The sequence below is a fragment of the Caballeronia choica genome (genome assembly GCF_001544535.1).
Taxonomy (GTDB): domain Bacteria; phylum Pseudomonadota; class Gammaproteobacteria; order Burkholderiales; family Burkholderiaceae; genus Caballeronia; species Caballeronia choica.
This window is the reverse complement of record NZ_FCON02000076.1, coordinates 1-22,611: the sequence shown is the minus strand read 5'-3', so window position 1 is coordinate 22,611 and position 22,611 is coordinate 1. Positions and strand designations below refer to the sequence as shown.

17 protein-coding genes are annotated in these 22,611 nt (G+C 64.6%); 7 read left to right on the top strand and 10 right to left on the bottom strand.

What is annotated here, in order from left to right; genetic code table 11:
• Positions 1-72: 72 nt before the first annotated feature.
• The 3 genes from AWB68_RS26960 (at position 73) to AWB68_RS26950 (ending at position 2,519) form a co-directional block, all read left to right on the top strand.
• Complete coding sequence (locus AWB68_RS26960; protein WP_087647398.1) at positions 73-819, top strand: TetR/AcrR family transcriptional regulator; 747 nt, start codon at positions 73-75, stop codon at positions 817-819.
• A gap of 403 nt (positions 820-1,222) precedes the next feature.
• A complete protein-coding gene (locus AWB68_RS26955) occupies positions 1,223-1,573 on the top strand; it encodes a DUF4148 domain-containing protein (RefSeq protein ID WP_087647397.1) in 351 nt (116 codons plus the stop codon).
• Between the two features lie 151 nt (positions 1,574-1,724).
• Positions 1,725-2,519, top strand: a complete 795-nt coding sequence (locus AWB68_RS26950) for an alpha/beta fold hydrolase (protein WP_087647396.1) — start codon at positions 1,725-1,727, stop codon at positions 2,517-2,519.
• 58 nt (positions 2,520-2,577) lie between these two features.
• Here the strand turns inward: AWB68_RS26950 and AWB68_RS26945 are convergent, their stop codons facing one another.
• The 7 genes from AWB68_RS26945 to phnS form a co-directional block, all read right to left on the bottom strand.
• Entirely contained in the window at positions 2,578-3,141 is a 564-nt protein-coding gene (locus AWB68_RS26945) for a phosphonate degradation HD-domain oxygenase (protein ID WP_087647395.1), read from the bottom strand.
• Between the two features lie 3 nt (positions 3,142-3,144).
• Positions 3,145-4,599 (bottom strand): phosphonoacetaldehyde dehydrogenase, encoded by a 1,455-nt coding sequence (gene phnY, locus AWB68_RS26940; protein WP_087647394.1) that lies wholly within the window; start codon positions 4,597-4,599, stop codon positions 3,145-3,147.
• Positions 4,596-5,864 carry a phosphonoacetate hydrolase gene (phnA, locus tag AWB68_RS26935; protein ID WP_087647393.1) on the bottom strand — a complete coding sequence of 423 codons (1,269 nt, stop codon included), beginning with the start codon at positions 5,862-5,864 and terminating at the stop codon, positions 4,596-4,598. The genes phnY and phnA overlap by 4 nt, the downstream gene beginning before the upstream one ends.
• Before the next feature lie 143 nt (positions 5,865-6,007).
• Positions 6,008-6,847, bottom strand: coding sequence for a 2-aminoethylphosphonate ABC transport system, membrane component PhnV (gene phnV / locus AWB68_RS26930; protein WP_235028524.1), 840 nt, complete (start codon positions 6,845-6,847; stop codon positions 6,008-6,010).
• A complete protein-coding gene (locus AWB68_RS26925; RefSeq protein ID WP_087647392.1) occupies positions 6,837-7,745 on the bottom strand; it encodes a 2-aminoethylphosphonate ABC transporter permease subunit in 909 nt (302 codons plus the stop codon). The genes phnV and AWB68_RS26925 overlap by 11 nt, the downstream gene beginning before the upstream one ends.
• Positions 7,723-8,796 (bottom strand): 2-aminoethylphosphonate ABC transport system ATP-binding subunit PhnT, encoded by a 1,074-nt coding sequence (gene phnT / locus AWB68_RS26920; RefSeq protein WP_235028525.1) that lies wholly within the window; start codon positions 8,794-8,796, stop codon positions 7,723-7,725. The genes AWB68_RS26925 and phnT overlap by 23 nt, the downstream gene beginning before the upstream one ends.
• Positions 8,797-8,886: 90 nt before the next feature.
• Entirely contained in the window at positions 8,887-9,978 is a 1,092-nt protein-coding gene (gene phnS / locus AWB68_RS26915) for a 2-aminoethylphosphonate ABC transporter substrate-binding protein (protein ID WP_087647390.1), read from the bottom strand.
• A 279-nt stretch (positions 9,979-10,257) separates the two neighbouring features.
• Here phnS and AWB68_RS26910 point away from each other — a divergent pair, with 279 nt between their 5' ends.
• Both AWB68_RS26910 and AWB68_RS26905 read left to right on the top strand, forming a co-directional pair.
• The gene (locus tag AWB68_RS26910) at positions 10,258-11,373 is read left to right on the top strand and encodes a 2-aminoethylphosphonate--pyruvate transaminase (protein ID WP_200828799.1); all 1,116 of its coding nucleotides are present in this window, start codon (positions 10,258-10,260) and stop codon (positions 11,371-11,373) included.
• Between the two features lie 121 nt (positions 11,374-11,494).
• Positions 11,495-12,691 (top strand): TIGR03364 family FAD-dependent oxidoreductase, encoded by a 1,197-nt coding sequence (locus tag AWB68_RS26905; protein ID WP_200828800.1) that lies wholly within the window; start codon positions 11,495-11,497, stop codon positions 12,689-12,691.
• Positions 12,692-12,735: 44 nt separating this feature from the next.
• On the opposite strand, the gene AWB68_RS26900 is transcribed toward AWB68_RS26905, so the two are convergent.
• Genes AWB68_RS26900 through AWB68_RS26890 form a run of 3 tightly spaced genes read right to left on the bottom strand, consistent with a single transcriptional unit; the run spans position 12,736 to position 19,714 of the window.
• Positions 12,736-13,632, bottom strand: a complete 897-nt coding sequence (locus AWB68_RS26900) for a transglutaminase family protein (protein WP_087647389.1) — start codon at positions 13,630-13,632, stop codon at positions 12,736-12,738.
• Entirely contained in the window at positions 13,629-16,205 is a 2,577-nt protein-coding gene (locus AWB68_RS26895) for a circularly permuted type 2 ATP-grasp protein (RefSeq protein WP_087647388.1), read from the bottom strand. The genes AWB68_RS26900 and AWB68_RS26895 overlap by 4 nt, the downstream gene beginning before the upstream one ends.
• Positions 16,206-16,240: 35 nt before the next feature.
• Complete coding sequence (locus tag AWB68_RS26890) at positions 16,241-19,714, bottom strand: transglutaminase family protein (RefSeq protein ID WP_087647387.1); 3,474 nt, start codon at positions 19,712-19,714, stop codon at positions 16,241-16,243.
• Between the two features lie 214 nt (positions 19,715-19,928).
• Here AWB68_RS26890 and AWB68_RS26885 point away from each other — a divergent pair, with 214 nt between their 5' ends.
• Together AWB68_RS26885 and AWB68_RS26880 are read left to right on the top strand one after the other, a co-directional pair.
• On the top strand, positions 19,929-21,143 hold the full coding sequence (locus AWB68_RS26885; protein ID WP_087647386.1) for a zinc-binding metallopeptidase family protein: 1,215 nt from the start codon (positions 19,929-19,931) through the stop codon (positions 21,141-21,143).
• Between the two features lie 64 nt (positions 21,144-21,207).
• A complete protein-coding gene (locus AWB68_RS26880; protein ID WP_087647385.1) occupies positions 21,208-22,014 on the top strand; it encodes a transglutaminase-like domain-containing protein in 807 nt (268 codons plus the stop codon).
• Positions 22,015-22,611 lie beyond the last annotated feature (597 nt).

Below are 22,611 nucleotides of genomic sequence, written 5' to 3'. Positions count from 1 at the left end.
GGGCCGAACGGAGTACCATCGCAGGCGACCCGTGCGCCTCGCGCCGCATCGCTTAACCAGCCGATTTTGTCCATGCTACGCAAGACGCCGTCAACCGCGAAGACCGGCAAGGCCGACGCAAGCCACGCGCCGACCACCCGGCGCCAGCAACTCGCAGCGAAGACCCGCGCCAGGATGCTGAACATCGCCATCCGCGAGTTTGCGGACAAGGGGTATAGCGGCGCGCGGGTCGAGACGATCGCGAGTCGTTCGAAGGTCAACATACGGATGATCTATCACTACTTCGGCGGCAAGGAAAAGCTGTACGTGGAAGTGCTGGAACATGTGCTTGCGCGTTTGCGCGAGGCGGAGCTTGCCGTCACGCTCGATGTGCAAAGCGTCGATCCTTCCACCGGGATCCTTCAGCTATATGACTTTACCGAGGGGCATTTCTCGAAGCATCCGGAACTGCTGTGTCTGCTGTCGTGGGAGAACCTTAACCGGGCGCGGTATCTGAAGCTTTCGCGCGTGATTCCGGCGATGTCGTCGCCGGTGCTCGACAAGTTGCGCACGCTAATCCGGCGCGGGGAGACGATGGGCACGTTGCGGCGGGGCATCGATCCGCTGCATCTGTATGTGACGCTCGTGAGTCTCGCGTATTTTCACAAGTCGAATGCATACACGCTCTCGCGGATGTTTGATACCGAGATGCTTGCAGAGGAGTGGCAGGCTGCGCATCGGATTCAGGCTCACGAACTCGTGAGCGCGTTTTTAAAGAAGGGCAGCGTTCGGGAGCTGGATGCCGGCGCTTTGGGACGGGGGGATGTTTACACCGTTTGATTTGCCCGGCGTTCGGGAGGCGACGTTTACACCCTCCCTTCTTTCTTGGTCACCACCCCCTAGCACCTTCGTATAACTCCGCCAAACCCGAGATTGCCTTCTTGAGCGTCGAGTCGTACTCGCCTCATTCGAATGGCCGACCCGCCGGCCGACATCACATCCACTGGTATCAAACAAAGCAACGATGGTGCGCCTGCCGGCGTCCCTTTGTAGGGATACGTATTCAAGCCGCGCGGGACTACATTGTGTTCACGGCAGCGCCAAGGACTTCTCCGGTTTTACACCGGTCACATTTTTCCGCGATGTCCACTCCTGTCGCTGTTCCCGCCGATGCAAGCATCGGCTTGTATTCCGCCAAGTTTTCCAAACGCTTCATCAATCCTGTTCAAGGAGTATCGCGATCATGAAGAAGATCTTTGTTTGTCTCGCTCTCGCAGCCGGCACGCTGGCCGCTCCCGCCCTGAGCTTCGCACAATCCAATGGCCCGGTCACGCGCGCCGAAGTTCGCGCCGACCTGGTGCGCCTCGAAAAAGCGGGCTACGAGCCGGCAGTTGCGAGCGATGCCAACTACCCCGCTGATATCCAGGCAGCCGAAGCGAAGGTCGCCGCGCAGGAAGGTCAGCAGCACGCGACGCGGAGCTTTGGCGGCGTATCGCAACAGGGCACATCGGCGTCGGGTGCACCGGCCCGCACGGCAATGCAATCGGCATGCGTGGGCCCGGCGGGCTTCTGCAAGCCGTACTTCGGAAGCTGATCGACGAGCGCGGGATGCGGTGCCGTTGCCCTCGGCACAGCATCCGGCCACACCCCATTGCCGTTGCCGATCGCTTGACTTGCAGTCGTCGGCAGCCAGCGGTTCTTGCACCTCAAAGCCTTTTCCCTGAATTCGATAAACGGAGACTCAAGTGAATATTCTGCCGCGCGCCGCCTCGGTTCTCGCCGTGACCATTGGCCTCATTTCATCCGCGGGCGCCACGACCCCGGTTGCCCAATCCAGCCCTGCCCCTGTCAAGAATATCGTCCTGGTCCACGGTGCCTGGGTCGACGGGTCCGGCTGGAAGCCGGTCTACGACATCCTGACCCGCGACGGCTATCACGTCAGCCTCGTGCAGGAGCCATTGACGTCACTCGAAGGTGACGTCGCAGCGGCCAAACGGGTTCTCGATCTGCAAAACGGCCCGACGATCCTGGTCGGCCACAGCTATGGCGGCTCGGTCATCACGGAAGCCGGTGTGCATCCGAACGTGGTCGGACTCGTCTATGTCGCCGCCCATGCGCCGAACGTCGGCGAGGACGAAGCCGCGCTCGGCAAGGGAATGCCCAGCTATACGTCGAAACAGGCCGGCGCGATCGACAAGACCGCCGACGGCTACACGTACCTGAACCCGGCTGTCTTCCCGAAGGACTTCGCGGCGGACCTGCCGACGAAGCAAGCCGTATTCGAGTCGCACGCTCAGATCCTGACGGCGGCGGGTGTCTTCTCAACGCCGCTGACCGCTGCCGCCTGGACCACGAAGCCGAGTTGGGGCATCGTCGCGGCCGACGACAAGATCATCAATCCGGATCTGGAGCGCTGGTACTACGCGCGTGCGCATAGCCACGTGACCGTCATTCCGGGCGCGAGTCACTCAGTCTACGAGTCGCATCCGCAGCAGGTCGCCGCCGTGATCGAAGACGCGGCGAGACATGCCGAGCAGTAATCGAGTGTGAAGTCGGGCCGGAATCGCGACGTTGCTTTTTCGTCGTGTTCCGGCACGCTTACCAGGCCGCTCGGTGACTCGCGGAGAGCCTTTCGATGAGTTGTATGTAGTGATCGATTGCAGCGGTGTCTTTATCTGGCTGCTTCGCGAGATCGTCCCAGCGGCGCAGCGAGATCGCTTCTTCAGCGAACGGCTTGCGCATGAAGCGATCCGCTTCCTCCACGCTGAAAATGCCGCCTTGCAAAGCGAGGCTACGCACGGAATCGACGGACAGCGTTGCAAAATACTCCGGGTCGATTGCGCACAAGCAGCGCTTTGCATCGACGTGAAGGCGGATCGGTTCGAGCACCGCGTCGCTGAAAAGCGGACGCAGGAACGGCAGCGCGAAGTACTGGTGCAAATCGTCGATACCGCGCTCGCTTGGCGTCTCGCCCTGAAGGTTCAGCAAGTGCCCCAGATCGTGCAGCAATGACGCGCCCACGAGCGACGCGTCAGCGCCCGCTTCCTCGGCTAGCGCCGCCGTCTGCAGCGCATGCTGGAGTTGCGTGACGGGTTCGCCGCTGTAGGCCATGGCACCATGAGTATCGAAGAGATGCCTGATCTCGGGGATGGTCAGCGCCATGTCTCACATCCAGGGAAGCGAAAACGTCTTGAGATTCGTGAAGCTTTTCATCGCTTCCTGCACGCCTTCCTTGTAGCCGAGCCCCGAGTCCTTGATGCCGCCGAACGGCGTCAACTCGATGCGGTAACCCGGCACTTCCCACACGTTCACTGTGCCTACCTGCAATTCGTTCACGAAGCGCGTGATCAGGTCCGCGCGATCCGTGCAGACACCCGACGACAACCCGAACGCCGTGCCGTTGCTGATGCGGATCGCGTCGTCGACGGTATCGAATTCGATGATCGGCGATACCGGTCCGAAGGTTTCCTCGCGCACGACCGACATGGAAGGACCGACGCGGTCCAGGACGGTCGGCGAATACAGTGCGCCGTTGCGACGGTTCCCGCAAAGCAGGCGCGCCCCGCCGGATACCGCCTCGTTCACGCGCCGCTCGAACAGTTCGGCGGCGGCGGCATCGATCACGGTGCCCATCTGATTGTCGCTATCGAAGGGATCGCCGTAGGTCCACGCAAGCGTCTTTTCGATGACGAGTTCCGTAAAGCGCGCCGCAATGCCCTTCTGCACCAGCATGCGCTTGACGGCCGTGCAGCGCTGGCCGGAGTTCTTGTACGAGCCTTGCACCGCGAGCGTGGCGGCGCGTTGCACGTCGGCGTCGTCGAGCACGATCAGCGGATCGTTGCCGCCGAGTTCGAGCACCACTCGCCGATAGCCCGCCTTCGCCGCGATCGCCTTGCCGATCGCGACGCCGCCGGTAAAGGTCACGAGTTCGGCGTGACGGTGCGTGACGAGTTCCTCGGCGATCTCGCGCGGGTCGCCGGTCAGGACTTGCAGCATCGGCGCGGGCAGTCCGGCTTCGTAAAGCACGTCGGCGAGATAGTAAGCCGATAAAGGCACCTTCTCCGACGGCTTCAGGATGACGCGATTGTTCGTCGCGATGGCCGGCGCGATCTTGTGCGCGACCTGGTTCATTGGATGATTGAACGGCGTGATCGCGACGATGACCCCGGCCAGCGGCTCGCGTTGCGTGAACACGCGCCGCGCCTTGCCGTGCGGCGTGAGATCGCACGAAAAGCTCTGGGCATCGTCGCGCAAGGTTTCCATCGCGGAGAACTTGAGCACGTCGGCGACGCGTCCGATTTCGTAGCGCGAGTCCTGCTTCGACAAACCCGATTCGAGCGAGATGAGGTCGGACGCTTCCTCGGCCCGCTCGCGCAGCAGCGCCGCCGCGCGCTCGAGAATCTGCGAGCGTTCATAGCGCGTGAGCTTTGCCCGATAGTTCGCTGCGTACTCGAACGCGTCGCGCACGTCGTCGACGCTTGCCATCGGCACCGTGCCGACGCGTGTGTTCGTATACGGGTCCATGACGTCGATCGTGCGTGCACGCGCTATGCGCTGGCCCTTCAGGCGCAGCTTTTCCACGCGCAGCGCATGCTCTGCAACCGCGATGACGTCGTTCATGACTGAAGCTCCAGATGATTCAACGCGATGTCGAAGACGTCGAAGTTGCGCAGGCGTTTGCCTGCCAGCCGGGACTCGAAGCCATCGGTCGGGCGGTTGAACAGCAGCGGGACCTCCTGCTCGGACACACCGCCATGCGAGCGCAGCGGCACCGTGAGGCCCGACAGGTCATGTTCCGCGCGACGCGTGCCGAGCACGGTATCGCGGCCGCTCACGACGACGAGGTCGCCCACGCGGTCGTTCGGCAGCTCGAAGCGCGCGCATGCGGCCGCGTTGTCGAGCACGGTTTCCACGCCCGGCAGCTTTGCGATGCGCGACGCGAGCGCTTGAACATCGACCGAACGCGGGAGATAGACGGTCGCGAACGATCCCAGCGCGCCGTGATGGACGACGTAAGGATCGGTGATCGGCAGGATCACGCGGGCATCGGGCGCATCGAGCGTATCGTCGAGCCAGTCTTGCAGATACACCACGTTCGGCTCGCCGGTCGCGGGATCATGCTTCGCGTTCATGCCGTGGTCGGCAGTCAGGCCGATCACCGCGCCGAGCTGGTCGAGGCGCGCGAGATAGCCGTCCATCATCGCGTAGAACGCGTTCGCGCCGTCCGTGCCGGGCGCGCACTTGTGCTGCACGTAATCGGTCGTGGAGAGGTACATGAGGTCGAGCTTGCGCGTCTCGGCAAGCCGCACGCCCGCCGCGAACACGAACTCCGACAGCCCCGCGCTGTACACGTCCGGCAGCGGTTGGCCGACCAGTTGCAGCACGTTGTCGACACCGTTTTCTGCGAGCGTCGCCGAGTCCGCTTTCTCGGCGGAAAAGCAGATGCCGTCGAGCTGCCATCCCAGGAGCCGGCGCAGCTTGTCCTTCGCCGTGACCACGGCCACCTGCTCGCCGCGCTGCGCGGCCGCCGCGAGGATCGTGCCGGCGCGCAGGTATTCCGGGTCGTTCATCATGACTTCGGCGCCCTTGCCGCCGTTCGCGTCGCGGTCGAAGAAATAGTTGCCGCAGATGCCGTGCACCGAAGGCGGCACGCCCGTCACGATCGACAAGTTGTTCGGGTTGGTGAACGAGGGGACCACGCAGTCGGCGCGAAAGGCGGAGCCGCCGCGCAGCGTCGTGCCGATGAACGGCGCGACGCCCGCCGCGACGGCGGCTTCGAGGTAGTCGAACTCGCAGCCGTCGACGCAGACGACCACAGTGAGTGCTCGTGCCGGACGATACGCGCGGCCGTTCACTTCGATAGACGTTTCGGTGTATGTGGACATGCTGTTCCCTTCCCTTGTGAACCTGCGCTTCAACTTCAAAACAAACGCGTTTCCCTAGTTTGACTCATAACGCCACTTTTTGCCACATTTATTGCCGAGCGAAAATCTCCCGCGAGAGCGAGAGACAGTCACGCCCAACTGAATCAGGTCATCTGCCGCCGGGGCACTCTCGCCGCGATCAACAGCAATGCAACGAGCGAAACCGCCAGCAAAATCAGCGAAAGCGCCGACGCCGGCAGGTAATAGCCGCGGTTCACTTGCCCCACCACGACGATCGGCACGGTGGCGAATCCCGGCGGATAGACGGTCAGGGTGGCACCCAGTTCGCCCAGCGACAAGGCGAAGCCGAGCGCGAGGCTCGCGCGGATGGCGGGCACGAGTTGCGGCAAGACCACCCGGCCGAGCACCATCGACGGCGGCGCGCCGAGACTCGCCGCGGCTTCCCGCAGGATCGTGAGTTCGGGGCGCAGCGCGGCGGCGGCGCATCGATAACAAAACGGCAGCACGAGCGCGAGCTGGACCAGCACGACAATCGCGGCGGACCCCGAAAGATCGAGCGGTCGCTTGTGATACGCGATCAGCACTGACAGCCCGAGCACGACGCTTGGCACGCCGTTGGGCATCATCGCGATGGTGTCGACCCACGCGCCCACGCCGCGCCGGTCGCGGCCTTCCAGCGCCAGCGCGAGCCACAGGCCGAGCACCGTCCCCAGCACCGCGACGCCGAAGCCGACTTCGAGGCTCATGGCCAACGCGTCGAAGTCGCTCTGGCCGAGGCGTTCGAACCAGCGCATGCTGAAGCCATCGGGGAGAATCGTGCCCGACCAGTGCGAGGCCACGCTCGACAGCGCCACCACGACCACCGGCAACACGAAGAGCCAGAAGCACAGCAGCGCGGCGAAGCCCGTGAACGCCCATGCGCCGATCCGCCTGAGCGAGTATGGCTTCGACTGCGTCGCGGGCAGCGTGAGGTCAGTTGCCATCGCGGCCTCCGGTGCGTCGATTGATCCGCCGGTACAGCGCATAGAGCGAGAGCGACATCGCCAGCATCACGACGGCGCCGGCCGCCGCCGTCGGCAAGTCGAGATCGACCGTGGCCGCACTGTAGATGGCGGTCGGCAAGGTGATCAGATTTGCGCTGCCGAGGACCAGCAGGATGCCGAATTCGTTCAGCGTGAGCAGGAAGCACAGGATCGTGCCCGCCGCGATACCCGGCCACGCGAGCGGCAGGATGACCTTGAATGCCACCATCCAGCCGTTCGCGCCGAGGCTCTTGGCCGCTTCGATCAGGCGCATGTCGAGCGTGGCGAACGACGCGAGCGTCGGCCGCACGACGAACGGCGCGTAGAACACGACTTCCGCGAGAATCACCCCGCCGATGCCGAACAGGAAGTCGAGCGGCGGGTTCGTCAGATTGAAAAGGCGCTGCAAGCCGATGCTCACCGAACCCTGCGATCCATACAAAAAGATCAGCGTGAACGCGACCAGGAACGACGGGAACGCGACGAACAATTCGAGGAAGCGCGTCACGAGCTTCGCGCCCGGGAACGGCTTGAAGAACAGCATGGACGCGAGCAGCACGCCGAGCAGCGACGCCAGCGTCGCGCTCGCGAACAGGATGCCGAGCGTCGTGCCGATCACACCGCTCGTCTCCGGACTGCCGAAAAACGCGGTGTATGCCTGAAGGCTCAGGCCGTGCGCGCCGCTCACGCTGAGCAGCAGAAGCTGCGCCAGCGGATAGATGACGAGCGGGCCGAGCACCACGACCAGGATGAACCACAACTGCCACTGCGCCAACCGCTCGCGCCGCCGTCTGGCGACGACGTACGCGGTGTCGTCGGCTACGTACTCGCTCGGCTCACTTGCTGACAAGGACGACATCGCCAACCTCGTGACGTAGGGAAACGCGCGCGCCCTTCTCGGGCATCGCGTTGTGGGCGCGCTGCATCGTGACGAGCACGGGCTGGTCGGGCAGCGCGTCGAGCATGACCGTCACCGACAACGCCGCGCCGTACCACTCCACCGACGCGATCGTGCCGTGCAGCTGCGCCGCGCCGAGCGGCACGATCGACAGGCATTCCGGACGCACGCAGGCAACCTGGTCGCGCGCGGCGTGACGCGCATCGCCGATGGGAAACATGATCGACGGCGGCAGCAGGTTGGCCGCGCCAAGGTAGCGCGCGACGAACGCGTCGTTCGGGATGTCGTAGAGTTCGCGCGGCGTGCCGAGTTGCGCGATGCGGCCATCGCGCATCAGCAGCGTGCGGTCCGAGAGCACGAGCGCGTCGTCCTGGTCGTGCGTGACGCAGACGATCGTCAGGTTCGGCAAGCGTTCATGCAGCGCCTTGAGTTCGGTGCGCACCGAAGCGCGCAGGTTGGCATCGAGTGCGGACAGCGGCTCGTCGAGCAGCAGCACGTCCGGCTCGATCACGAGCGCGCGGGCCAATGCCACGCGTTGCTGCATGCCGCCCGACAACTGTGCGGGCATCACATGCCCCGCGTCGCCGAGTTGCACGAGCTTGAGCGCATCGGCGACGCGGCGCGCGATCTCTCCTGCTTTCAGACGACGCGCCCGCAAGCCGAACGCGACGTTATCGAACACCGACAGATGCGGGAACAGCGCATAGCTTTGAAACAGCAAGCCGAGGTTGCGCTTGAAGGGCGGCACGTGAGTGAGGTCGCGGCCGGCCACCGTCAGGCGTCCCGCAAGCCCGTCCGCCTGGATGAAGCCCGCGATGAACCGCAGCAGCGTCGTCTTGCCACAACCGCTGCGGCCGAGCACGGTCAGCAGTTCGCCGCGCTCGATCGTCAGCGACAATTCGTCGAGCACGGTGCGCGTGCCGAAGCGCACGCTCAGGCGGTCGATGCGCACGCCGCCATCGGCGTGCTGCCGGGTTTGGCTCGCGGCGGCCTCGCTCGTGGCCGGAGCCAGTGTCAGAGTGTTCACGGTTCGCGTCCTTGAGCGTTTAAGGAAGAAAGCGCGGATTCGACGGCTAAGGAAGCAAGCGAAGCACGCGAGCGCTTACGACTTCGGCTTGACGACATCGACCTGCTTGCCCGAGTTGCCGATGACTTCGTTTTTCCAGCGCGTGTTCCATCCGGCCTTCTTGTCCATCACCTGATTCCAGTCCACCGGAATCAGCTTCACGCCCGCGATCGCCTTCTTGACCGTCTCGCCATTCTTGCCGGCGAGCGGGACGTCGGTACGGCCGGGAATCCCGTAGATATCCGGCACCTTCGATTGCACCGCCGCCGACATCAGATAGTCGACCAGCTTCTTGCCAGCCGCCTGATTCGGGCCGCCCTTGATCAGGCCGATCGCGTAGGGCAGCTGGAACGTGGTCGGTGCATCGCCGGGTTTGGCCGAGAGGAAGATCGGCTTGAGCGAAAGGCCGCCGTTGGTCGCGTCGTCCAGATCCATCTGCAGGTCGCCGTTCGCGAACGCGATCTCATTGCGCGAGAGCAGGACGTCGAGATAACCCGTGCCCTTGGTGTGGAATTTCGCGCTCTTCTCCAGGTCCTTCAGGTACTCGAACGCCTTGTCCTCGCCCATCAGCGCGCTCGTCAGGATGATCACGGCCATGCCGTCGCCAGCGGTGGCGGGGTTCGAATAGGCGACCTTGCCGCTATAGTCGGGATGCAGCAGGTCAGCGAACGTCTTCGGTTCCGTCTTCGTGATTTCCGGGTTGATCGCGAACGAGAAGTAGTTGTTCACGAAGGTGGCCCACGCGCCGTCCGATGCCTTGGCGATCGCCGGCACGTTCTTGTAGTTGACGCTCTGATACGGCTGCAGCAAGCCGCTTTGCGACGCCTGCTGGATGAACGGCGGCAGCGTGACGATCACATCCGCTTTCGGCGAATCCTTCTCGACGGTCGCGCGATTCACCACTTCCCCGCTGCCCGCCGTGACGATGTTGACCTTCACGCCTTCCTTCTTCTCGAAGGCCGGCAGCACGTCCTTGTACAGATTCTCCAGACCATCGGCGGTGTAGAGGACGACTGCGTCGGCAGCATGAGCCGGCACGGCCGCGACGCCCGCCAACGCGGCAACGGCCAGCGTCGCCAATACGCGCTGCGCGCCTAAACGGGATGCGGAAAAGCGATTTCTTGTCATGTTGCTGGTTCTCCGGGGAAGTCGATGTGGCGTGAGGGTGACGCACGAGGTTCTCTGGCGTCGTTGCGTTCATGGTGTTCGTGACGTGTCGCCAGTCAGCGGCGCGGTGGGTCCCAGACAGGTCCACCAGCAGCCGGACGAAGCATCACAGAACTTCGTGACAACACCGTGACGATGCAACAGATCTCAAAATATCTCCACATTTCGCCACATTATGCTTAGACTAATTCGGGTCTGCCTCGCGCGTCGAGGCACTTGAAAATCGAATGGAGAGACATCGTGATCACCGGAAGTGACCCGATATTGCTGACCCCCGGCCCGCTGACCACCTCACCCGCTACCCGTGAAGCGATGCTGCGCGACTGGGGATCGTGGGATGCGGCTTTCAACCGGATGACGAGCGAAATCTGCCGCGACCTGCTCGCGATCGTGTCCGGCGAAGACGACTTCGTGTGCGTGCCGATGCAGGGCAGCGGCACGTTTTCGGTCGAGGCCGCGCTCGGTTCGCTCGTGCCGCGCGATGCCGTGGTGCTCGTGCCGAACAACGGCGCGTATTGCACGCGCTTGCTGAAGATCCTGGAGCGGCTTGGCGTCGCGTCCGTCGAACTGAAGTTCCGCGAGGACGAACCCGCCAGCGTCGCGCGCATCGAAGAGATGTTTCGCCGCGATCCGCGCATCACGCACGTCGCGCAGGTGCATCTGGAGACGAGTGCGGGATTGCTGAATCCGCTAGACGATATCGCGGCGCTGTGTGCGCGGCATGACAAGCGGCTGATCGTCGATGCGATGAGTTCGTTCGGCGCGTTGCCGATCGATGTGTCGAAAGGCGGCATCGACGCGGTGATTTCCGCCAGCGGCAAGTGCCTCGAAGGGGTGCCGGGGATGGGCTTCGTGATCGTGAGACGGGCGTTGCTGGAAGCGTCCGCAGGCATCTCACGGTCGCTCGCGCTCGATCTTCACGACCAGTACGCGTACATGATGAAGACATCGCAATGGCGCTTCACGCCGCCTACGCATGTGGTGGCCGCATTGCGCGCGGCGCTCGATCAGTTCATCGCGGAGGGCGGACAGCCGGCGCGTGGCGCGCGTTATCGCGGCAACTGCGCCGCCTTGATCGACGGCATGGCGGCGCTCGGCTTCACGCCGTTCCTCGATCGCGCGGTGCAGTCGCCGGTGATCGTCACGTTCCATGCGCCGCGCGATCCGGCCTACGATTTCAAGGGCTTCTACGAGGCCGTGCGCGAGGCGGGCTATGTGCTCTATCCCGGCAAGCTGACCGAAGTGCCGACGTTTCGCGTCGGCTGCATCGGCGCGATCGATGTGAACGAGATGCATAACGTCGTCGGTGCAATCGGGCGCGCGTTGCGCACGATGCGCGTTCGGCTTGCGGCTTGACGGTGCGTCATGACGCGCTGAACGGAGCGGGTTCGGCAACCCGCTGCGCGCGATTGTTTGTGACCTTGGCGCGCGATGAGCGGATCGACAATGTATCGATCCATTTCCCGCTTCCCGGATGATGATGCCCATGAACACGACCCACACTCCCCTTCGCACCGATGTCGCGATCATCGGCGCCGGCATTCTCGGACTGGCGCATGCGTATGCGTCCGCGCGACGCGGCTTGCGCGTCAGCGTGTTCGAGCGCAGCGGCACACCGCTTGGTGCCTCGATCCGCAACTTCGGCATGGTCCTCGTGACCGGCCAGCCGCCGGGCATGATGCATGCGCTGGCTCGGGCGTCGCGCGATATATGGCTCGACTGGGCATCCGGCGCCGGCCTGCATGTGCGGCGTTCGGGCTCGCTCATGTTTGCGCGCAGCGAGGCCGAAGCGCGCGTGATGGAGGCGTTCGCTGCGACGCGTGCCACGGAATCCGGCTACGCCGCTTCACTCCTGTCGCGTGCTGCGCTCGACGATCTCTACGATGGCCGCTTCAGCAAGCATCGCGCCGCGCTGCATGGACACGACGACCTGCAAGTGTTTTCGCGCGAAGCGGTGCCCGCGCTCATCGATTATCTGCAACGTGTTCACGGCGTGGAGTTTCGCTTCGGGACGCTGGTCCGCGCCATCGATGACGGGCTTGTCGAGACGACCGCCGGTGTGTGGCGCGCGGAGCACATCGTCGTTTGCGCGGGGCACGATTACCTGTCGCTGCTTGCGCCGCAACTCGCGGCGCTGCAACCACGCGTGTGCCGGTTGCAGATGTTGCGCGTGCGGCCGACCACGCCGTTTGCGCTCGATCATGCAGTGCTGACCGGATTGAGTTGCCTGCATTACGGTGCGTTCTCGGACCTACCTGAAGCCGCCGCGCTGCGCGAGGAAGTGGTATCGAGGGAACCGGCGCTGCTCGACCATGGCATTCACTTGCTGGCGAGTCCGACGCCGTATGGCGATCTGATCGTCGGTGATTCGCATGATTACGGCGAGGATGCGTCGCCGTTTAATGCAGCGGCCGTGGATGAGATTCTGCTTCGGCTTGCCGAGGATGCGCTAGGCGGTCAGCTGCAAGTCGTCGAACGTTGGCAAGGCGTGTATGGGGCGCGGGCCGACGCGTCGAAGGAGCCGTTCTCGGTGCTACGGGTGGCACCGAACGTCACAGGCGTGTTCATGCATGGCGGTGTGGGAATGAGCGTCGGGCCGGGGCTGGGCGAACTCGTCGTGGAGAAGATAGTCGCCGGCGCTTCGGAGTGGGGTGATTTTAATAGCGCCGTTTGATGCGCTTGGGCTCTGCCGCTGCAAACCTCAAGCGCCAGCGAAAATCATCCCTCGAGCCCCAGCACCGTCACCCCAACATCCACCCGGTGCGAACCGCCCCCCAGGATCAATCCCCGAAGCAGCGACACATCGCTGTAATCGCGGCCGATCGCAAGCGTAATGTGATCCAGATCCGCGAGCACGTCATTGGTCGGATCGAGATCGATCCACCCGCTGCCGGGGCAGAACACCGAAACCCACGCATGCGAAGCATCCGCCCCAATCAGCTTGACCTGCCCCGGCGGCGGATCGTTTCGCAAATATCCGCTCACATAGCGCGCCGGCAAACCAATCGCCCGCATACACCCGATCATCACCTGCGCGAAGTCCTGACAAACGCCGCTCTTCAACTCGAACGCATGATGCGCGGGCGTATCGTACGAAGTCGAAAGCGGCTGGTATTTGAAATCGGCATGAATCCGGTGCATCAAATCGATCGCGCCTTCGGCAAGCGGCCGCCCCGCCGTAAAACTCACCAGCCCATATTCCTGCAAATCCTGCCTGAGCCCGATATTCGGCGATGCGAAGCAGAACTCCGTCTCCGGCAGAAACGCCGCGCCCGCGCTGTACCGCGTGCTCGCCGCGACGGCATCCCACGCGGGCGTCGCGGCAGGATCGAGCGACGCCCAGCGCGGCGTGAGTTCGACCGTCGTCTCGCTGATCATCTGCAACGACCGGTGCGGCGACTCCAGCGAAAAATACAGCACGTCGTTGCCGAAGGCATCGACGCGGCTGTTGATGTACGACGGCGTCGGCTCGATGCTTTCCTCATGCGCAATCACGCGCTGCCACGCGGTGTTCTGCGGGCGGATGGTCGCGAGATGCTGGGCGGTCTCGACGTAGGTCGAATAACGGTACGTCGTCCGGTGCGACACCGACAGCACGGCTTTCTCGATCGTCACGACGACACCTGCAAGGATTGCGTCTTCGCGTGGCTGAAGTAGCGCGCGCTGATTTCGTGGGCGGCGGCGCTGGCGTGGCTTTCGAGTTCATCGCAGGCGGCGATGAGTTCGGCGTGCATGCCGGCTTCGTCGGTCGCGCAAAGCGTCTCCAGGTCGCGCAACGATGCCGCGAGACGCGTCGCCGCGATGAAATCGCTGTGCGTCCCGCGTCCGGCCGCCTGCGAGATTTCGACGAGCTTCGTGCACAGCCGCTTGTAGACGCCATAGAGGCCGCGCGGATTGGTCGGCTCGACCACCAGCAGGTCGATCAGCGGCGGCACTTCGAAGCGCCCCGGATACAGCGAGCGATAGGTGAGCGTGCTGTCGAAGAGTTGCAGCAGGAGATCGAAGCCGCCCGGCGTAGACAACTGCCGGTGCTTCGCGGCCGTGCGCAGGTACGTCGACATCGTGGCGACGCGTTCGATGTGGCGTCCGGCGAATACGAGCCGCCACGCTTCGTCGCGGGTCATGCGATCGCCCTGCGCGCCGCTGATCGCGAGCAGTTGCGCCGCGAGCGTTTCCAGCGTGCGCGTGAGCAGCACGCGATCGTAACGCTCGATGGCGCGCACCGGGTGCAGCGCGGTGATCGCGTCGCGGAAATCGTTGCGCGACGCGAGGATCGTGCGCCAGTGGTCGGTGGAAAGGCGCCCGCGAATCTCGCCGCTCGCGCGCGCCTGGCTCGCGAGGTTCTGGCCGACGCTCGACGCCGCACTGCCCTCGCCGAGATTCGCGACGAGCAGCCGTTCGAGCGTCGCCGCCGTGTGGCCCTTGAGCGGCGTGCCCGCCGGCAGGAGACCCGACAGCCACGCGAGATCGACCATCGTGTCGAGCATGCCTTCGGCGTCGTTGCTCTCCAGCGACGAAAGGATCGCGCGCACGAGCCGCACGTTGTTCTCCGCGCGTTCGCCGTAGCGGCCGGCCCAGAACAGGTTCTCGGCGGCGCGGCTCGACACTGTGCGGTGCTTGCGCACGAGATCGTCGGGCGTCATCGGCGTGGGCAGCAGCGAAAAGTTCGAGCTGGGATGGCTCGACAGCACCCATGTATCGACGCTGCTGCTGCCGTATTGCATCGAAACTGACGGCTGCCGCTCGGCGCCGAGCCGCGTGAAGCCGCCCGGCATCACCGACCAGCCGCCTTCCATGTCGGCGATCGCGTACACGCGCAGCACCGCCGAGCGCCCGACGATCGTGCTCTCTTCATAGCGCGGCGCATGCGAGCCCGGAAACAGTTCCTGGATCGTGAAGGCGTCCGGCATCGCTTCGATGCGCTTCTTCCAGGCGGCGAGCGGCTGAAGGCCATCGCCGAAGCCGCGCGGGCGGCGGCCGTTCAGGTCGACGCCGGGCCAGGTGGGAATCACGAAGGCTTCTTCGAGCGTCTTCAGCGCCGACTCGCGCGCCGCCTTTTCGCCGCACCACCAGGTCGGCACGCTCGCAAGTTCGAGCGGCTCGTCGAGCAGCGAATGCGCGATGGCGGGCAAAAAGCCGTGCAGCGCGGGCGATTCGACAAAGCCCGAGCCGGGCACGTTCGACACCATCACGTTGCCCGCGCGCATCACCTGCAACAGGCCCGGCACGCCGATGCTCGAATCGGCGCGCAGTTCGACGGGATCGCAGAACGCATCGTCGAGCCGCCGCAGCAGGACGTGCACGCGCTCCAGCCCGGCGAAGGTCTTGAGGTACAGCTTGTCGTCGCGCACCGTGAGGTCCTTGCCTTCGACGAGCGTCACGCCAAGATAGCGCGCGAGAAACGCGTGCTCGAAGAAAGTTTCGCTGTAGGGGCCGGGCGTGAGGAGCGCGATGTGCGGCGAGCCTTCGTCGCCGGACATCATCGCGCGGCCGCCCTCGACGAGCGACGCGACCATCCGCGAGTAAAACGGCGCGAGCCGTTGCACGCGCATCGAGCGGAACGGATCGGCGAACACGCCCGCGACGATCAGCCGGTTTTCGAGCGCATAGCCGAGCCCCGACGGCGCCTCGGTGCGGTGCGCCATGATCACCCACGCGCCGCTCGGCTCGCGCGCCAGATCGACCGCGACGAGTTGCAGATACTGCCCGCCCGGCGGCGTGAAGCCCTTCACCGAACGCAGGTAGCCGGGATGCCCGAACACCAGCGCGGGCGGCAGGAAGCCTTCGTGCAGCAGCGTCTGCGGGCCGTAGACGTCCTTCACGATCGCATTGAGCAGCTTGGCGCGCTGCTTGACCGCGCGTTCCAGCACCGACCACTCGGTCTCGTCGATCATGAACGGCAACAGGTCGAGCGCCCACGGGCGCGGCTCGCCGCCGTCCGCGTAGACGTTGTAGCTGATGTCGTTGTCGCGCACCTGCTGCGCGACCGACTCGACCGCCTGGTCGAGCCCGGCAATGCCTTCGTCGCCGAGCAGGTCGAAGAAGGCCCGCCAGGTGTCGCGCAACTGACCCGACTCGTCGCGCAGTTCGTCCCAGTGCCCTTCGCGCGCCGGAAGGGCCCGCAATGGCGACGACACCTTCGCGCGTTCAGCGACTTCTTCAAACGGGAGTGAGGTTTGGACGGCCAAGTTGGACTTTTTAGTTTAGTAAGCGATCGCTGATCTCACCGTCGGCGGCGCAAGTCGAGCGTGAACGGAAACTCGAGGCTGCGCTCGGCGGCCCCGGCTTCCATGCGGCCCGGCGTGTGGCCGGTCTTGAAGAAGCGCGCGCGTCGCCGGCTCTCCGCCTCGTAGGCATTGACCGGGAAGGTCGCGTAGTTGCGCCCGCCCGGATGCGATACATGATACCGGCATCCGCCGATCGAGCGGTTGCTCCATGTGTCGACGACATCGAAGGTGAGCGGCGCGTGAACGCCGATCGACGGATGCAGCGCCGACGACTGCGCCCACGCCCGAAAGCGCACGCCGGCGACGTGCTCGCTCGCGCGGCCGGTCGGCTGCATCGGGAGCGGCACGCCGTTGACGGTCACCACATAGCGGTTGTCGTTCAGGCCGAGGACGTGCACTTCGAGCCGTTCCACCGACGAATCCACGTAGCGCACCGTGCCGCCGACCGAACCCTCCTCGCCCATGACGTGCCATGGTTCGAGCGCGTTCCTCACCGTCAGTTCGATGCCGCTCGACTGGATCGCGCCGACCAGCGGGAAGCGGAACTCGAAGTGCGGCGCGAACCACGCGGCGTCGAACGCGAAGCCGGCCTCGTTGAGTTCGGCGATCACGTCGTCGAAATCCATCTTGACGAAGGTGCCGAGCAGGAAACGGTCGTGCAGTTCCGTGCCCCAGCGCGTGAGGCGCGTCGTGTACGGCTTGTCCCAGAAGCGCGCGACCAGCGAGCGCAGCAGCAGTTGCTGCACGAGGCTCATGCGCGCGTGCGGCGGCATTTCGAAGCCGCGCAGTTCGAGCAGGCCGAGGCGGCCGGTCGGGCCATCGGGCGAATACAGCTTGTCGATGCAGAACTCGGCGCGGTGCGTGTTGCCGGTCACGTCGATCAGCAGGTTGCGCAAGGTGCGGTCGATGAGCCACGGCGGCAGCTGCGCGCTGTCGCGGCCGCCCAGGCGGTCGAGCTGCCGCTGCAGTTCGTTGAACGCGATCTCGAGTTCGTAGAGCTGGTCGTTGCGCGCCTCGTCGACGCGCGGCGCCTGGCTCGTCGGTCCGAGGAAAAGCCCCGAGAACAGGTACGACAGCGACGGATGGTTGATGAAATAGCCGATCAGGCTCGCGAGCAGGTCGGGGCGGCGCAGGAACGGGCTGTCGGCCGGTGTCGCGCCGCCGAGCACGAAGTGGTTGCCGCCGCCCGTGCCGGTGTGGCGGCCGTCGGTCATGAACTTCTCGGTGCTCAGATAGGTTTCATGCGCCGACTGGTACAGGTACTCCGTATGGTCGACGAGCTGGTCCCAGTTCGCCGCCGGATGGATGTTCACTTCGATCACGCCCGGGTCCGGCGTCACCTGCAGCATCTTGAGGCGCACATCGCGCGGCGGCTGATAGCCTTCGATGATCACCTTCATCCGCAGGTCGGCCGCCGTCGACTCGACGGCGGCGAGCAGGTCGAGATAATCGTCGAGTTCGGTGAGCGGCGGCATGAAGACATGCAGCAGGCGCTTGCCGCTGCCGAACGAGTCCGCTTCGACCTTCGGTCCCGCCGCGCGCGCCGGGTCGCGCGTCTCGACGCACAGCGCCGTGCGGCGAATCCACGACGCAGACTCGCCTCGCGACGGCTGGCGGGATGCTTCTGCGGATGCGGACGCTGACGCCTCGCCCGTGCCTCCGGTTGCAGCGACACCTGTGCCGGCCGTGCCACTCGCGCCGGTCGCGCCGGTCGCGCCCGGCCCGCCTTCCAGCGTGCCGCCACCATACTGCATGCGCAACTCCGCCGCCGAGCGCAACGGCGCGGGCGGCGCAAACGGGTCATGCGGATGCTGGTACGGAAAGTCCCCCGCGCTCACCCACGGCAGCGATTCCAGCGGCAGCCGGTAGCCCATCGGCGAATCGCCGGGGATCAGGTACATGCGGTCGTCGCGGAAGAACCACGGGCCGCTCACCCACTTCGGCGGCTGCATCGGCAGGTCGCGCTCGCGCGTGATGGGCAGCACGTAGCCCGTCACCTCCGACAAGCCCGCATCGAACACCCGCCGCAGACGCACGCGCTCCAGTTCGTCGTCGAGTTCCGATTCGAACGGATCGACGTTGACCGGCAGCCTGCGCTCGCGCCACAGGTAATAGAAGGTGTCTTCGTAGCCCGGCTGGATGTGCTGCGTATCCAGCGCGAGCTTGTTCGTCAGATGCGTGATGAAGCGGTGCGCATCTTCCGGCGTGTAGGCGCCGGGCTCGCGTTCATCGGCGAACAGCGCCGGGTCGGTCCAGATCGGCTCGCCGTCCGCACGCCAGTAGAGCGACATCGCCCAGCGCGGCAACTGCTCGCCCGGATACCACTTGCCCTGGCCGATATGCAGGAAGCCGCCCTCGCCGTAGCGTGCGCGCAGCTTGTCCATCAGTCCGACCGCATAGCCGCGCTTGGTCGGCCCGAGCGCGTCCGTGTTCCATTCGGCCGCGTCGCGGTCGCGCACGGCAACGAAGGTCGGCTCGCCGCCCATCGTCAGGCGCACGTCCATCTCGGTGAGGCGCTGGTCGACTTGCGCGCCCATCGCCTGCACCGCGGACCACACTTCCTCGGTGTACGGCTTCGTCACGCGCGGCGTTTCGAGTACGCGCTGCACCGACATCAGGTGCTCGAACTCGACCTCGCTCTCGTCGACGGCGCCGGAAATCGGCGCGGCGCTGCCCGGCTCCGGCGTGCACGCGACGGGTATGTGCCCTTCGCCCGCGAGCAGGCCCGAGGTCGGGTCGAAGCCGATCCAGCCCGCGCCCGGCAGATAGACCTCGCACCACGCGTGCAGGTCGGTGAAGTCGACTTCGGTGCCGCTCGGGCCGTCGAGCGAACGCTGGTCGGGCGTCAACTGGATCAGGTAGCCGGACACGAAACGCGCCGCGAGCCCAAGCTGGCGCAGCGTCTCGACCAGCAGCCAGCTCGTGTCGCGGCATGAACCAAGCGCCTTGTCGAGCGTTTCCTCGGGCGTCTGCACGCCGGGTTCCATGCGGATCACATAGGCGATCTCGCGCTGCAGCCGCTGGTTCAGTTCGACGAGGAAGTTGGTCGTCCCCATCGGCGTCCGGTCGATGCTCTCGACGAACTGCCTGAAGAGCGGCGTCATCTCCCGCTTGACGAGATACGGCGCGAGCTCCGTCGCGACATGCGGCTCATACGCGAACGGAAACTCCTCGGCGCTCGGCTCGAGGAAGAAATCGAACGGGTTGTACACCGCCATTTCCACGACGAGATCGACCGTGATCTTGAACTCGCGGGTCTTCTCGGGGAAGACGAGGCGCGCCTGATAGTTCGCGAACGCGTCCTGCTGCCAGTTGATGAAGTGGTCCGCCGGCTCGACCCGCATCGAGTAAGACAGGATCGGCGTGCGGCAATGGGGTGCGGGCCGCAGCCGCAGGACTTGCGGGCCCAGCGCCACGAGGCGGTCATAGCGGTAGTGCGTGATATGGTTCAGCGCGACTCGGATCGACACACCTGGCTCCTCGACTAATGGGATCATCGGCAACAACCGTGTTGCCGCTCTCGCGGATTGTACGGCGCATCATGCAGCGGACAATTTACCCGATGAATAAAGTCCCGCGCGCCGGATCGGCCCGCCTGGAACCTCTCTGCGGTTCATGTCACGCCAATGGCACGTCGCTTGCTGACTGCCTTCGATACGTCCTGTCTCCACCCAACTGTCTACCATGAAAACATTTCACTGCGACCGCTGCCAGCAACACGTTTTCTTCGAAAACGTGAAATGCGAGTCCTGCGCCGCGTTGCTGGGCTACGTCCCCGAGCTTGCGGAAGTGTGCGCGTTCGAGCCGGCCGACGAGGGCCGCTGGCGCAATCTTCACAAGACAGCGGATGGCGCCTTGTATAAGCAGTGCAATAACTACGCGCTCGAAAACGTGTGCAACTGGATGCTGCCCGCCGAGTCCGCCGACGTGCTGTGCCCCGCGTGCAGCCTGAGCCACACGATTCCGAACCTGTCGGTGCCCGAGAACCGCGTCTACTGGTACCGGCTGGAAACTGCGAAGCGGCGCCTGCTGTATGCGCTCGCGGCGCTCGGGCTGCACGTCGTCTCGCGCAAGACCGACCCCGAGGGCGGCCTGCAATTCGAGTTCATGGAAGACGGCGGCGTCGGCGAGAAGATCCTGACGGGTCACGACAACGGCCTCATCACGATGAACATCGCGGAAGCCGACGACGCGCATCGCGAGCGGACCCGCATGGAAATGGGCGAGCCCTACCGCACCTTGCTGGGGCATTTCCGCCATGAAATCGGACACTACTATTTCGACCGGCTCATTACCGGCAAGCAATGGGAAGGGCCGTTTCGCGAACTTTTCGGCGACGAGCGCGTGGACTACGCCGAGGCGCTCAAGGCGCACTACGAAGCCGGTCCGCCCGCCGACTGGGACATGTCGTACGTCAGCGCCTATGCGACCACGCATCCTTGGGAGGACTGGGCCGAGACGTGGGCGCATTACCTGCACATCGTCGACACGATCGACACGGCGGCCGCCTGCGGCCTGGAACTCAAGCCCGACGACGACAACGAGCCGACGCTCACCGATAGCTCGCCGATCGAAAGTGAAAGCTTCGATAACCTGATGAAGCGCTGGTTCCCGCTGACCTACGCGCTGAACAGCCTGAACCGCAGTTTGGGTCTCGCGGATGCCTACCCGTTCACGCTGGCGCCCAAGGTGATCGAGAAGCTGCGTTTCGTTCACAAGGTGATCGCAAGCGCGGAGTTGTCTTCCAGCGAACCGATGCCCAAGCAGATCTCCGAGTCCGCCCAGCCGGGCACGGCGCCAGCCGATGTTCCGGCTGACGTTCCGGCTGATGCTCCGGCCATCAGCCAGGCGACACCCGACCCCGCCGCCACCGACTCGGGTGGAACGGCGGTTGCTTGATAACGATGGCCGCAAGCGGCTTGCTTCGACGCTCCCCTGTTGCATCACCGAGAAAGGTCCTCCGATGAGACTCCGTGTTGGTTACGAACTGGTGTATGAGTGCCCGCAGCCAACCCCGATGTTGCTGATGCTGAACACGCACTTCTCGCGCGCCCAGGACATGGTCGTGCCCGATCACATCTATACCGATCCGCTGGTACCGCTGAGCCAGTATCGCGACTCGTTCGGCAATCTCTGCACGCGGCTCACCGCGCCCGCCGGCATGCTCACGTTGTCAGCGCGCGGCGTCTTCGATGTGCCTCCGCATCACGAGCTGCCCGAGACGAACGGCTACCAGCACATGATCGAAGAACTGCCCGACGAATGCATGCTGTTCCTGCTTGGCAGCCGCTACTGCGAGACCGACCTGTTGTCGAACGCCGCGTGGCAGATGTTCGGCCAGACGCCGCTCGGCCGCGATCGCGTGCAGGCGATCTGCAACTTCGTGCACAACCATATCCGCTTCGACTACAACTGCGCGCGGCCGACCAAGACCGCCTGGGAAACCTGGAACGACGGCGTAGGCGTCTGCCGCGACTATGCGCATCTGGCGGTTGCGCTGTGTCGCGCGATGAACATTCCGGCGCGCTACTGCACGGGCTACATCAGCGATGTCGGGCTGCCTCCGCCGTATGCGCCGATGGACTTCTGCGCGTGGTTCGAGGCTTACCTCGGCAACACATGGCACACGTTCGACCCGCGTAACAACGCGCCGCGCACTGGACGCATCCTGATGGCGCGCGGCCGCGATGCCGCCGATGTCGCGATCAGCAATACGTTCGGCACGTCGGTGCTCAGCAGGTTCCTCGTGGTCTGCGAGCCGGATTACTGATATCGCTGGCGCTTGGGGTTTGTTGTCGCTGGCGCTTGGGGTGGGTGGGGTGTTGGTTGTTTACACCGTTTGATGCGCTTGTGCTCCTATGAAACTTGGTTTGTTTTTGGTCTATTTGCTCTGCCCCTGTCCGGGGCGGGACTCACTTTCTTTGCTGCTGCAAAGAAAGTAAGCAAAGAAAGCAGCTTTCAAACGCCAGCCCTAACACGTCTTCACCCGCACTCGAAACGGAGTGGTCCAACCGGGGGAGTGTCGTTAGCGGGGTTTCATCGTTGTTGGCATGTAGAAGAGGCGCGCACGTCGCACCGCCATACGAAGTGGACCAGCAGTCATTCATCCAGCCTCGCGCTACGCGCTCACCCGTCAGGCAAAACAGAAACCCGGAACCCATCGCTATATCACCATCCTACGTTCGTTTGCTACATGCTTCTATTCACCACCGCTAGCAGACCTGGCGTCGGGCACGAAGTGCCAAGACGGATGAATGACTGCTGATCCACTCCCTGTCGCGGTGCAACGCGCGCGCCTTTTCTACATGCCAACAACGCCAAAACCCCGCTAACGACACTCCCCCGGTTGGACCACTCCGACATAACG

Bases quoted from the DNA above. Each gene is read 5' to 3' on its own strand.
- phnV (WP_235028524.1), bottom strand. From the start codon at position 6,847: ATGGCAACTGACCTCACGCTGCCCGCGACGCAGTCGAAGCCATACTCG.
- AWB68_RS26925 (WP_087647392.1), bottom strand. From the start codon at position 7,745: ATGTCGTCCTTGTCAGCAAGTGAGCCGAGCGAGTACGTAGCCGACGAC.
- AWB68_RS26960 (WP_087647398.1), top strand. From the start codon at position 73: ATGCTACGCAAGACGCCGTCAACCGCGAAGACCGGCAAGGCCGACGCA.
- AWB68_RS26885 (WP_087647386.1), top strand. From the start codon at position 19,929: ATGAAAACATTTCACTGCGACCGCTGCCAGCAACACGTTTTCTTCGAA.
- AWB68_RS26945 (WP_087647395.1), bottom strand. From the start codon at position 3,141: ATGGCGCTGACCATCCCCGAGATCAGGCATCTCTTCGATACTCATGGT.
- phnS (WP_087647390.1), bottom strand. From the start codon at position 9,978: ATGACAAGAAATCGCTTTTCCGCATCCCGTTTAGGCGCGCAGCGCGTA.
- phnY (WP_087647394.1), bottom strand. From the start codon at position 4,599: ATGAACGACGTCATCGCGGTTGCAGAGCATGCGCTGCGCGTGGAAAAG.
- phnA (WP_087647393.1), bottom strand. From the start codon at position 5,864: ATGTCCACATACACCGAAACGTCTATCGAAGTGAACGGCCGCGCGTAT.
- AWB68_RS26880 (WP_087647385.1), top strand. From the start codon at position 21,208: ATGAGACTCCGTGTTGGTTACGAACTGGTGTATGAGTGCCCGCAGCCA.
- AWB68_RS26955 (WP_087647397.1), top strand. From the start codon at position 1,223: ATGAAGAAGATCTTTGTTTGTCTCGCTCTCGCAGCCGGCACGCTGGCC.
- AWB68_RS26905 (WP_200828800.1), top strand. From the start codon at position 11,495: ATGATGCCCATGAACACGACCCACACTCCCCTTCGCACCGATGTCGCG.